We start from the raw sequence: 11,229 nt of genomic DNA on the forward strand, positions 1-11,229 counted from the left end.
TTTTTTACGGAGATCGAACATGGCTACGAAAGAAAAACGAACCTACAAAGTCACGAACTGGAAGGAGTATAACAAGTCGCTCATCGAGCGTGGAAACATCACTATTTGGTTTAGCGACGAGGCGTTGGAGAACTGGGAACATCCTAACGACCAGACAAAAGTCGGTCGCCCTTTTGTCTTCAGCGATACGGCGATCGAGTGCTTGCTGACGATTCGCGAACTGCTGAAACTTCCCTATCGGCAGACTGAGGGATTCGGCCGCTCGCTGGTGGCGATGTTGGGCGTCGAGGCAGCGATTCCCAATTATTCTTCGCTCGCCAAGCGAGCCAGCAAGCTGAATGTTTCGCTCGATATCGCTAACAAGAGGGGCGACATCGATATCGTGGTGGATAGCACCGGCATGAAAGTGTTTGGCGAGGGCGAATGGAAGATGCGGACGCATGGCAAGTCGAAGCGGCGGACATGGCGGAAGCTGCATTTGTCGGTGAATCCTGACACCCGCGAGATTGTGGCGGAGATTTTGACCGAGAACAGTTGCCACGATGCCGATGCGGTTCCCGAAATGCTGGAGCAGGTGGAGCAGCCCGTAAAAAAGTTTCACGGCGACGGTAGTTACGACAAGTGGAAGGTTTATGAAGGGCTGGAATCCGAAGGCATTGAGCCGGTGATTCCGCCGCAGCACAACGCCAAGATCAAACAACATGGCAACTCTGCGGAGGAGCCTTTGCCCCGGGACGAGGCAATTCGTCAGATTCGACGCAAGGGGCGTAGGAGTTGGAAAGAGGAAGTGGGCTATCATCGTAGAAGCTTGGCGGAAACGACCATGTACCGAGTGAAACAAAGCTTTGGGAGCCATCTCAAAAACCGAGTATTCGAAAACCAACAAACGGAAGCCCGCTTGCGCTGTAAAATCATCAATCAATTCACCCAACTCGGGCTTCCACAGTTCGAGTGGAGTTAGTCAACAAGGCCTTGTTGATTTATGAATGTATCCGATCAGAAATCATCCTTCATAAATCATAAATGCTTACTTTCCTGTTCCCAAGAAGATCTTGATCGCGTCGAGTATGGCATCGCGGTCGGGCATTTCGGCCGTGACGAGCGTGTTGTACTGGTCGCCGAATCGTCCTTCGAGGTGGCCAAGGTATTCGCCGCTGCCGTAGGGACTTTCGACTTGCCCGTAGCAGTAGAGGTTCACATGCGGCAGGATGCGTTCCTTGAGTGTCGCAAACGCCCGCTCGTTGTCCTCGCCCCAGTTGTCGCCATCGGAGAACTGGAAGCAGTACAAGTTCCAGTCGGCTGGCGGCAGCTCGGTTTCGATGATTTCGGCACACACCTTATACGCACTGCTGATGCGTGTGCCGCCGCTCTCGCGGGTGTGGTAGAACGTGTGCTCGTCGACAGCCTTGGCGACCGCGTCGTGAATGATGTACCGCGTTTCGAGCCCGCCATACTGCTGTGCGAGCCAGGTGTCGATCCAGAATGCGGCAGTGCGGACGATCTGCTTTTGCTCGTCGGTCATCGAACCGCTGACGTCCATCATGTAAATCACGGCCGCGTTCACCTCGGGCTTGGTGATCGTGGTCCAACTGCGGTACTGCTGATCGCCGCGGATGGGGGTTACTTTGGGATCGTCGGGCGTGTAGCTCCCAGTGGAGATCTGCCGCTTGAGGGCCTTCAGGTAGGTTCGCTTCTTGTGACGCAGCGACTCGGGGCCGGTCGAGCGTACGCTGTTGTACTTGGCCTTCTCCTGCTCGATCGAAGCGGTCCCCTTGGGCTGAATGTTCGGCAGTTCCAGCGCGTCGCCGAGGATGTCGGCCAGCTCTTCGAGCGTCATGTCGACTTCCATCAGGTGCCCGCCGCCGGGATCGCTGCCAGCCTCGCCCGGCCCACCAGGCTGCGGCTGGCCCCCTTTGCCAACAGGGGTACCTTCCTGACCATCCCCCTGACCGACGCCGCCGTTGCCGTTATCGCCAAAGCGGAATCGCGGCACATCCAGCTGCGGCAGCGGAATGCTCACCAGGTCTTTGTTCTTGCGACCAATCATCTCGCCATGCGAAATGTACTTCCGCAGATTCTCGCGGACCTTCCCGCGGACAATCTGACGAAACCGGCGTTGATCGCGTTCGATTTTAAGGGACATGCGGTTGGGGGAGTTGGGAGTTGGGAGTTGGGAGTTGGGAGTTGGGAGTTGGGAGTTGGGAGTTGGGAGTTGGTGCGGCTTCGTGTCATCCTGAAGGAGCTTCCAGCGACCGAAGGATCTCACGCTTCGCTGTTCACTTCCGCCAGGTCTCGCCAGGTGGGGTTCATCGCTTCGATCAACGCGATCTTTTTGCGTCTCACCCACCCTTTAATTTTCTTCTCTGCCTCAATGGCCTCGTTTACGTCGGTAAAGGTTTCAAACCAAACCAAGCGAGTGGTTTTGTACTTCTGGGAGAAGCCCGGAACGACTCCGCTCTTGTGTTCTTGGACTCTCCGCTCGAGGTCGTTCGTCATGCCGGTATACAGCACGCCAGAATGGCTCGCCATGATGTAGGTGTAGTATTGGTTCATGGTTGTCAGCCGATGGTGAGGCAAGATTCTTCAGTCGCCGGAAGCTCCCTCAGAATGACATGCATGTTCTCCCCACTAACAACGAACCACTAACAACGAACCACTGACCACTAACAACGAACCACTGACTACTGACTACTGACTACTGACTACTGACTACAAACCACCTACTCTTGCTTACTATCTCCTCTCGCAAAAATGCTGGCGACGTAGTTCAGCACGTCGGTCGCACTTTCTTGATCGTAGCCGTAGTTGCGGATCAGGCGTTCTTTCACGATGTCGATCTTCTTTTGCGTGTCGGCGTCGACCACGTTCGAAACCAGGCTTGTTAGCTTGATGGTGTCTTTCTGATCTTCAAACAGCTTGAGTTCCAGAGCTTTGTAGAGCCGTTCGTTCGATTTGTAATCGAACCGCTTGCCGTCCATCATCAGCGCGGCAATGTAGTTCATGATCTCCCGGCGGAAGTCGTCTTTGCGGCTTTCGGGAATATCAATCTTCTCTTCGATACTCCGCATCAGTCGCTCGTCGGGCTCTTCGTACTGCCCAGTAAAGGCGTTCTTCACTTTCTCCTTCTGCGTGTACGCTTTCACGCTATCGATGTAGTTGCCGCACAGGCGGGCGAGGGCGTCTTCGTCAGCGGCGATGGCACGTTGCACTTCGTTTTTCACGATGCTTTCGTATTCCTCCTTTACCACCGAGAGGAGCTCTCGATACTCCTGCTTGGTTTCTTCGTTGTTGATCAGACTGTGATGCTTGAGGCCCCCTTCGAGTTCGTTCAGCACCATGAACGGGTTGATGCTTTTCGCTTCGGGGTGGGCCACCAGAGCGTTCGAGATCTTATCCTGCACGTAACGGGGGCTGATGCCGAGCATGCCCTCGTTGACTGCCTGGTCGCGAAGTTCCTTGATGTTCTCTTCGGTGAAGCCAGGCAACGTCTTGCCGTTGTAGAGCTTGAGCTTCTGCAGCCGAGTCAGCCCGGCGTGCTTTGGTTCTTCGAGCCGAGTGAGGATCGCCCACATCGCGGCCATCTCGATCGTGTGCGGCGCAATGTGTTTGCCTTTCACGGTGCGATTGTTGTAGTCCTTCTCGTAAATCTTGATCTCGTTGTCGAGGATCGTCACGTACGGAATGTCAATCTTTACCGTGCGGTCGCGGAGTGCTTCCATGAACTCGTTGTTCTGCAACCGTTTGTATTCGGGTTCGTTGGTATGCCCGATAATCACTTCGTCGATGTCGGTCTGGGCAAACTTCTTCGGTTTGATGCGGTGTTCCTGGCTCGCGCCGAGCAGGTCGTACAGGAACGCGACGTCGAGCTTCAGCACTTCGACGAACTCAATCAGCCCACGATTGGCAATGTTGAACTCGCCATCGAAGTTGAACGCCCGGGGGTCGCTGTCGCTGCCGTATTCGGCGATTTTGCGATAGTTGATGTCGCCGGTCAGTTCGGTTGCATCCTGGTTTTTTTCGTCCTTCGGTTGGAAGGTGCCGATGCCGACACGATCTTTCTCGCTCAGCAGCAGGCGTTTCACGCGAACGTCCTGGATCACGCGGGTCCAATCGCCATCGTACTTTTTGAGTCGCTGCTGGTACGTGAAACGGCAGTACGGATCGAGTTCGCCGGTAATCTTCACGCGGAAGTCATGCTCGCCTTTGCCTGCATTCAGTTCCTGTTCCACGTCGCTGCGGAACCGCTCGGGAATTAGGTGCAGTGGCTCCTCGTTCATCGGGCACCACTCAATGGCGTCCAAATCTTCCGGATCGTCTTCGCTCACCCAGCCAAGCGTGTATAGCGCCCCGTCGTCAGTGGCCGAGTAGCTTTCGAGACCTTTCTTCAGCAACCGGGCGATGGTGCTCTTGCTGCTGCCGACCGGGCCGTGGAGCAACAACACGCGGCGCTCGATGCCGTAGCCATTTGCTGCGCTCTCGAGGGCGTTCACCAGGTGCTCGAGCGATCCGCGCAGCCCGAACACGGCGTCTTTGCCGCCGTTGTCGGGGTCGTCGAAGAAGCGGTAGTACTTCTTTTTCTCGCGTCCTCGCTCGACGATGTCGACTCCGTAGGAGTTGATCATGTCGTACAAACGCTGATAGGCAGTGCGCGTCACCTTGGGATTAGCCCGCACCAGGTCGAGATACTCTTCGAAGGTGCCGATCCAATTCTTGCGGCGAAACTGGTCGCGGTCCTGGCGTTGGGAAACGAGGTCGATGATCGTTCGTCCGTCGCTCATCTCTGTTCACTCCGGTAGGAATAAAGACTCGTGTGCGATTGCGAGTCGTAAGGAATGGAATCGTGTCGCTAGGTATCTACGAACGGATTTTTAGGGAGTTGCCTTTCGGCAACACCAATACAAATCAAACTGTCAAAATACCGGTGCTTTGTCAGCGACGCCCTCGTTCCTAAGCAGCCAGTGCATGGCACGTGTGCCATGGGACTGCCATCGGGTGGCATCACGCGCACTCGTTGCGCGACGATGTGCGGCGTAGGTAGCCGGGCGGGGGATAGACTTTCGACCCCACGAGAAGGTGCTGCTCGCCGCGAACACCCGATAGAACCTCAACCCTGCGACTTTGCTCTTGGTGCTCAGCAGCAACAGCCAAAGATTGGATGTTGGTTGCAAAAACACACTGGCAAAATCGCCTGCCGAGGGCGAGTTGGCAAAGATCGGCGGAAGGTGGGAGGGGCGAAACCGGCTATAGGTTCACTCGCGACTGATACAAAAACTCGCGAAATGAAATCTCCCTGCCGCGGTGTTCGTACCCCAAGTCTTCAATTCAAGTATTGATTGCCCCTAGATTAAAGGCAACACCGATAATCATCCGGCCCGACGGATTATCATTTTTGTCGAAGAAATTCGGGGGAATCGGCCCCCCGGAATTGGGGACAGTTGTGCATTACGTGTTGTTTCGCACGCTTGGCGAAACAACACGTTGCGGATGAATTCATTTGCCGCATGCTGGTCGGCAGTCGCGATTGACCGCCAGCAGCGCTAGCTTTCCTGCTTCGGCGAACTACTACCGCTGCCGCCACTATTGCTGCTGCCACCACCGCTGGGACGTCGGCGACCACGACCACCGCGGCCGCCACGGCCACGCGACGTGCGCTTGCGTTCGCCGCGGGCGGCGATATTAGCATCAACCACCACGCTAATGGCTTCTTGCCAGGCGGGTATGTTCTTGTGCGAGATGTTGCGGGCGGGGCGATCATCGTCGTCGTCATCGCTCGCGGGGCTGCTCTCGTCGACTTCCGAAATGGCTTCGGCGAGTTCGTTATCACCTGTATCGGCGGTTTCCTCGGTAGCTTCTTTCTTGCGCCCTTTACCACGTCGACGTCCGCGACGTCTGCGGCCACGACGCTTTTCGCCACCCTCGGCGGCTTCTTCGCCTTCGGCGGAGCTCTCGTCGGTGGAGTCTTCTGTGGCCTCGGCTTCTTCCGTGGCTGGAGCTTCGGTTGCTTCAGCCGGGGCTGCTTCTTCCTCAACCGGCTTGGGAGTCTTCTTGCGACCACCAAACGGGAACCAGTCGGGCAGGGTCAGTCCGGTGCCGGCGAATCCCGCAAACGCCGATTTCTCGGCCTCGGGTTCGGCTTCCGCGGTCTCTTCCACCACGGGGGCTTCGGCGACAGGCTCGACCACTTCTACCGGTTCGCTTGCGGCCACTGCTTCGTCTACCGCCTCGGCCTCGGCAACTGGTTCGGGGGTCTCTTCGATGGTGGGCTTTTCGGCCTTTGTCTTCGACTTGCCGGCCGACGATCTGCCGCGACCCCGTTTGGCAGTTGGGGCGGGCTGGGGAGCCGGGGTAGGTTCTGGCTCGGGCTCTGGCTCTGGCTCCGGAGCAGGCTCCAGGCCAAAATCGGTCGCCAGCGAATCCCAGGCACTCGCGGGCCGCGAGGGAATGCGGTGTTCTACCTCGGGCTCGGGAGCGGGAGTCGGGGCGGCGGCGGTCGCTTCTTCCTCGGCCGGCGCTTCGGATTCTTCGCTCCGCTCGATGCCCAGACTATCGGTCAGGGCTGCCCATTTGTCGTCTTGTTCAGCAGGTTCCATAGGAATCGCGTTTCCAGTGTGTGGGAGATCGTTCGGCCGCCGCGGCGGCAGACCTGGTGTCTGCGGCCACCCCTTTTGCGGTTGTTTCGGGTACTCGACCAGCGGCCAAAAGTGTAAACAGTATAAGTAGTTGCGTCGTACGGAGAAAGCCAGCTATTCCATCCCTCTGCCAGGAAGTGCCATGAATTCGCAGTCGAAACCAGACTTCGTGGAGGAAGTCGAGCTCCGCGGCCATATCATCGACAGTTTGCTGCTTCCCAAGGTGCTCGACACCATCACCGCTAGCGGCGGAACCTTCGAAATTCGCCATATTACGGTTGGTACCAACCGCAACGACCCGAGCCACGCCGTGCTGGGGGTGTACGCCGATTCGCAGGCCGAGCTCGACGAGCTGTTGGCCCAAATTTCCGACCACGGCGCGGTGCCGACTGCCGGACAGGATTGCCGGTTGGTCGAGGCCGACATGGACGGCGCGCTGCCCGAGGGGTTTTATAGTTCGACGAATCAACGGACTGAGGTGCGGCTCAACGGCAAGTGGATCGAGTTGGAATCGCAGGAAATGGATTGCGGGGTAGTGGTGGATGTCGCCAAAGCAACCGCTCGTTGCTTGCCAATGACCGACATCCGTCGCGGCATGCAGGTGGTGCTGGGGCACGCGGGCGTGCGGGTGTTTCCGCTCGAGCGCATCGACACCGCGCATTCTTTCTCGTTCATGAACAGTTCGGTCAGCACCGAAAAGCCCAAGCGAGTGGTCGTGCAGGAGATCGCTCGCAACCTGCTGGCCAATCGCAATGGGCCAGGCAAGTCGTTGTTGGTCGGCGGTCCGGCCATCATCCACACCGGCAGCGGTCCGCTGGTGAGCGAACTGATCCAACGCGGCTACCTGCACAAGCTGTTTGCAGGCAACGCTCTGGCGACGCACGACATTGAGCAATCGCTGTTCGGCACCAGCCTCGGCGTGAACGTGCAGGACGCGCAAATTGCCGAAGCAGGACACGAGCACCATTTGCGTGCGATCAATCGCATTCGCCGCGCTGGCTCCATCGCCGAGGCGGTCGACACCGGGGTGCTCACCTCGGGCATCATGCACGACTGCGTCGCGTACGACGTGGAGTACCTACTCGCAGGGAGCATTCGCGACGACGGACCACTGCCCGACGTCGAGACCGATGTGCTCGTCGCTCAACGCCGGATGCGCGAAAGTCTCGCTGGCGTGAACTTCTGCTTGATGGTCGCCACGATGCTTCACTCCGTAGCGGTAGGCAACTTGCTACCAGCTTGGGTGAAGGTGGTTTGTGTCGACATCAATCCATCGACAGTCATCAAGCTTGCTGATCGCGGAAGTTTTCAAACCGTTGGTCTGGTGACCGACGTCGAACCCTTCTTTCGCTCGCTCTTGATCGAGCTCGACGCACTCGAGGGGGCGAGCTAGCCGCCGCAGCGGCCGCTCGCTTCCCCCCCGTGTGTAGACGATGTTACTCGGTAGCGGCGGTTTCGGTGCCGAGGGCAGCCGACCACACGCCGATTCGCTCGTTGCGATGGAAGCGATCAAGGAATTCGTGCGAAATCTCCGACGCTTCGCCCATCGGATTACGATTGGCACCCAGCAGGCATTCAGCCGCGTGGACTGCAGCCAGCGGAGTGAAGCGGTCGTGAGTCGAATGGTACGGAGTGTGGTGCCAGACAATGGCTTCGACGATCGAAGCTGGCAGGCCCCACAGACCCAGCAGGTAAGCACCCAGGTCAGCGTGGCTCGCTTGGAACTCGGCCAGCTCCAGCTCGTGGAGCGGAGTCTCGGTTTCCAAAGCGTGAGCCCGCAGTTCGTCGTACTGGGCGGTAAAGTTGCTGGCCAACACTACCTGACCCAAGTCGTGCAGCATGCCAGCCATGAAAGCGTCGTCGCAGTCTTCGGTCACCGCGCCTTCGAGTTGCGAAATGCAGCGGGAGGCCATCGCTACCTCGGCACTATGCTCAATGAGCGTCGGCAGCGAGAACTGCCCCAACGAACCAGGCGAGAACTGTTCGAACAAGCCCGACGACAGCACCAGCGGCTTCACGACGTTCACGCCGAGCAAAGCGACCGCGTGCGAAATGTCGGACACATGCACCGGCAGGCCGAAGTACGACGAGTTCACCAGTTGCAGAATCTTGGCGGTGATCGCGACGTCGTTGCGAACGATATCGCCCACGCGAGCCAGACTCGATTGCGGCGAGTCGAGTTCCTCGACCAGCTTCAAGTAAGTGTCGGGCAGCGTCGGCAAGTGGTCCACGCGTCCGACCAGATCGCGAATCGCATGGCTATCCATGTGATACCGCAAGGCGAGCGCGTCGTTGATCGCCATTTCGAGCAGGTCGACGTCGCAGGGCTTCGCCAGGTGTTGATGGGCGACGCTCGTCGACTCGACCGCTTGAGTCCGCTCGCGACGATACGAAAGCAAAATGCGAACCGTCTGCGGAGAGTACTTCTGAACTTCCTTCAGCAGCGCGGGGCCCGAGACGTCGGGCATGTCGAGATCAGTAACGACCGCGTCGTATCCGCGGGCCTTAATCATCTTCAACGCTTCGGCGCCACCTTGGGCAAATTCCATGTACCAGTCTTGGCGAAACTTGCGAAGAGATTTTTCGAGATCCGCTAGTTCCTCTGGTTGGTCGTCGACAAACAAGATATCGGTCATCGCTACTGCTCTGCCTTCATGCATGAACGGGGTGCGGCCTCATTGCCAGCGTGCTGGTCGAGAGGCATACGGAAACGAAGAGCCAGCGTAGGGAGCCAGCCTGACCACCGCGGTGTCCCTAAAGTCTAGGTCACGAATAGCTCCCCAAAGGTCAGCCAGAAAAGGAAATCAGCGGCCCCCGCAGAAGGGGGGCGACCGTCGAGCACAGGCTCTGCACCCCCTGTGCAGGTCATATCGATTGCCGAGCAGCGCTACGTTGCAGATGCCGATAACTCTGCGGTTTTTCGTCGATTTGCCCGCTGCGATACCACAGGTGTCGCCTGTGAATACCACCCCAGGCGCTCGGGCGCCCGCAGGCGGGGCGAAGCGGTCGTAGGGATCGCAAGCGAGTTGTTTTCGTGCGATCCAGTAGATCTACTACCCGATGTTGCCCGAATTCCAACAGCGATGTTTGCGTCGAGCAGTACCATCAAGGCCGCAAGCTACTCCGGCAATTTGATGCCTGAGAGCTTCTGATACATGTCGACCGCGTAGCTATCAGTCATGCCGGAGATGAAGTCGGTCGCAGCCAGAATGCGTTGATAGGTCGACAACGGAGTGAGCGCCTGCTGTGCGGCGTCCGGCGACAACGGTCGGCTCGACACCGACTCGCGAAGGAACCGTTCGGGGAACAAGCTCAACAGCTTCCACTGGTCGGCCCCGCGATCGTGATCGTTCACCAGCGCTGGCACAAACAAATCGAGCAGCCCGCCGATCACTTTGTAACCAGCCGCTTCGACCTCGAGCACCCGCCGGTTGCGGTACGCGAAGTTCACCACCAGGTCGTAGGCTTCCTTGTACTGGTCGGCGATCGTCGACAGTTCGATCAGGCTCTTCGGCAACGTGCCTGCAGTGAACTCATCGAACCGCGATTCGATGATCGTCATGCAGGCATGCACCAGTCCGCCGATGGCGATCGCCCGCACCCAGCCGAGCGGGGTGTTGGCGGGATCGGAGGGGGCAAAGTCGGGCACCACCAGGCGCGCGATTGGTAGCAGCGCGTTTACTGCCTCGGCATGGCTGATGCATCGCTGGTCGACCGCGTCTTCCAGGTCGATCACCGCGTAACAGATGTCGTCGGCCGCTTCCACCAGATAAGCCAGCGGATGGCGACGAAAGCCACCTGGCTCGGTCTCTTCCATGCCGATTTCGCGGAGCTCAGGTACGATCGTCTCGGCGTCGTCGCTAAAGTAGCCAAACTTCTTCCGCTCGGCCGGCGGTTTGCAGCCTGCTTGTTTGGCGGCCGCTTTCGACTCGGCCGAGAGCGACGAGCTGCAAGGGTACTTCATCATCGCCGCCAGCGTGGCGACCGTCATCCGCAGCCCCCCTTTGCGGCGGTTCGCCTGCAAACGGGCCAGCACCCGCAGGCCTTGCGCGTTGCCTTCGAAGCGATGCAGGTCGAGCAACTCCTGCTCGGTGGCCACCTCGAACGGGCGGTGGTCGGGATTATTCGCTGCGCAAGCGGTGTTCTTCTTGGCCCACGTTTGAATGGCACTCTCGCCCGAATGCCCAAACGGCGGATTGCCAATGTCGTGGGCCAGCGACGCGGCCGCGACGATGGTGCCGATGTCCGACTCGGTGTCGGGCAATAGTCCTTTGCGCGTGAGCAACTCGGCCAGCTTCCGCCCCAAGGTCCGTCCCACGCAGGAGACCTCGAGACTGTGCGTGAGTCGCGAGCGGGTGAAGTCGTTGCGCGACAACGGAAAGACCTGGGTTTTGTCTTTCAATCGGCGAAAGTCGCTGCTGTAGACGATGCGATCGTAGTCGATGTGGAACTCGTCGCGAGTCGGGTCGGCCGAGTAGCCATCGGCGCTGGTGCAGATCCGCCGGGGAGAGAGTAGCCGTGTCCAGTGTAGCTTGTCCGCCTCGCTCATGCTCTCGCTGCAGCCTTTCTCCATGCCATGCTTCCGGCCACGCCACCGGAA

The 11,229-nt window shown here is 58.6% G+C and carries 8 protein-coding genes; 2 read left to right on the forward strand and 6 right to left on the reverse strand.

Annotation, left to right across the window (positions count from 1 at the left end; translation table 11 throughout):
* Positions 1 to 19 precede the first annotated feature (19 nt).
* Positions 20 to 961 carry an IS5 family transposase gene (locus tag Pan181_RS01810; RefSeq protein ID WP_145244898.1) on the forward strand — a complete coding sequence of 314 codons (942 nt, stop codon included), beginning with the start codon at positions 20 to 22 and terminating at the stop codon, positions 959 to 961.
* Positions 962 to 1,027: 66 nt separating this feature from the next.
* Here the strand turns inward: Pan181_RS01810 and Pan181_RS01815 are convergent, their stop codons facing one another.
* From Pan181_RS01815 to Pan181_RS01830, 4 genes are all read right to left on the reverse strand, one after another.
* The gene (locus tag Pan181_RS01815) at positions 1,028 to 2,143 is read right to left on the reverse strand and encodes a DUF444 family protein (RefSeq protein ID WP_145245210.1); all 1,116 of its coding nucleotides are present in this window, start codon (positions 2,141 to 2,143) and stop codon (positions 1,028 to 1,030) included.
* Positions 2,144 to 2,262: 119 nt separating this feature from the next.
* Positions 2,263 to 2,553, reverse strand: coding sequence for a GIY-YIG nuclease family protein (locus tag Pan181_RS01820; RefSeq protein ID WP_145245211.1), 291 nt, complete (start codon positions 2,551 to 2,553; stop codon positions 2,263 to 2,265).
* Positions 2,554 to 2,720: 167 nt separating this feature from the next.
* A complete protein-coding gene (locus tag Pan181_RS01825; protein WP_145245212.1) occupies positions 2,721 to 4,778 on the reverse strand; it encodes a PrkA family serine protein kinase in 2,058 nt (685 codons plus the stop codon).
* Positions 4,779 to 5,537: 759 nt separating this feature from the next.
* Positions 5,538 to 6,590 carry a hypothetical protein gene (locus tag Pan181_RS01830; RefSeq protein WP_145245213.1) on the reverse strand — a complete coding sequence of 351 codons (1,053 nt, stop codon included), beginning with the start codon at positions 6,588 to 6,590 and terminating at the stop codon, positions 5,538 to 5,540.
* Between the two features lie 181 nt (positions 6,591 to 6,771).
* On the opposite strand from Pan181_RS01830, the gene Pan181_RS01835 reads away from it, so the two are divergent.
* The gene (locus tag Pan181_RS01835; RefSeq protein ID WP_145245214.1) at positions 6,772 to 8,022 is read left to right on the forward strand and encodes an ornithine cyclodeaminase; all 1,251 of its coding nucleotides are present in this window, start codon (positions 6,772 to 6,774) and stop codon (positions 8,020 to 8,022) included.
* A gap of 43 nt (positions 8,023 to 8,065) precedes the next feature.
* Here Pan181_RS01835 and Pan181_RS01840 read toward each other — a convergent pair whose 3' ends face one another.
* Together Pan181_RS01840 and dgt are read right to left on the reverse strand one after the other, a co-directional pair.
* Entirely contained in the window at positions 8,066 to 9,265 is a 1,200-nt protein-coding gene (locus Pan181_RS01840) for a response regulator (RefSeq protein ID WP_197528820.1), read from the reverse strand.
* Between the two features lie 482 nt (positions 9,266 to 9,747).
* Complete coding sequence (gene dgt, locus Pan181_RS01845; RefSeq protein WP_145245216.1) at positions 9,748 to 11,202, reverse strand: dGTP triphosphohydrolase; 1,455 nt, start codon at positions 11,200 to 11,202, stop codon at positions 9,748 to 9,750.
* Between the last annotated feature and the right edge of the window lie 27 nt (positions 11,203 to 11,229).

It is taken from the genome of Aeoliella mucimassa, from assembly GCF_007748035.1.
In the GTDB taxonomy this organism is placed as follows: Bacteria; Planctomycetota; Planctomycetia; order Pirellulales; family Lacipirellulaceae; genus Aeoliella; species Aeoliella mucimassa.

What these genes read in the sequence shown, in the direction of transcription:
- Pan181_RS01815 (WP_145245210.1), bottom strand. Translation starts at nt 2,143, where the DNA reads ATGTCCCTTAAAATCGAACGCGATCAACGCCGGTTTCGTCAGATTGTC.
- Pan181_RS01830 (WP_145245213.1), bottom strand. Translation starts at nt 6,590, where the DNA reads ATGGAACCTGCTGAACAAGACGACAAATGGGCAGCCCTGACCGATAGT.
- dgt (WP_145245216.1), bottom strand. Translation starts at nt 11,202, where the DNA reads ATGGAGAAAGGCTGCAGCGAGAGCATGAGCGAGGCGGACAAGCTACAC.
- Pan181_RS01825 (WP_145245212.1), bottom strand. Translation starts at nt 4,778, where the DNA reads ATGAGCGACGGACGAACGATCATCGACCTCGTTTCCCAACGCCAGGAC.
- Pan181_RS01840 (WP_197528820.1), bottom strand. Translation starts at nt 9,265, where the DNA reads ATGACCGATATCTTGTTTGTCGACGACCAACCAGAGGAACTAGCGGAT.
- Pan181_RS01835 (WP_145245214.1), top strand. Translation starts at nt 6,772, where the DNA reads ATGAATTCGCAGTCGAAACCAGACTTCGTGGAGGAAGTCGAGCTCCGC.
- Pan181_RS01820 (WP_145245211.1), bottom strand. Translation starts at nt 2,553, where the DNA reads ATGAACCAATACTACACCTACATCATGGCGAGCCATTCTGGCGTGCTG.
- Pan181_RS01810 (WP_145244898.1), top strand. Translation starts at nt 20, where the DNA reads ATGGCTACGAAAGAAAAACGAACCTACAAAGTCACGAACTGGAAGGAG.